Annotated in this window: 1 protein-coding gene; it reads left to right on the top strand. The window is 66.2% G+C overall.

Annotated elements, in window-relative coordinates; genetic code table 11:
• Window positions 1-3: 3 nt before the first annotated feature.
• A partial coding sequence (locus tag AC5Y6Y_RS25775) for a PPE family protein (protein WP_499930822.1) occupies window positions 4-429 on the top strand: 426 nt, incomplete at its 3' end.

The following is a 429-nucleotide window of genomic DNA, read 5'->3' as shown; positions in this document are numbered from 1 at the left end:
GCGATGTTCTTGGATTTCGCGTGGTTGCCGCCGGAGATCAACTCGGCGCGGATTTTTGCCGGTGCCGGGTCGGGTCCGTTGCATGTGGCCGCGGCGGCTTGGGAGAGTTTGGCCGCGGATTTGTCGGCGGCGGCGAATTCGTTCGATTCGGTGATCGTGGGTTTGGCCAGTGGTCCGTGGGCGGGTCCGGCGTCGGTGTCGATGGCGGCTGCGGCGACGCCGTATGTGGGCTGGTTGGGGGCTGCGGCGGCGCAGGCTCAGGCGGCTGCGTCCCAGGCGCGGGCGGCGGCGTCGTCGTTTGAGGGGGCGTTGACGGCCACGGTGCATCCGTTGGCGGTGGAGGCGAACCGGGTCTCGTTGATGACGTTGATTGCGACGAATTTCCTGGGGTTGAATACGCCGGCGATTTTCGCCAACGAGTTCGATTAC

Source organism: Mycobacterium sp. NGS24 (genome assembly GCF_059813065.1).
This window is presented reverse-complemented; position numbering and strand designations above follow the sequence as displayed.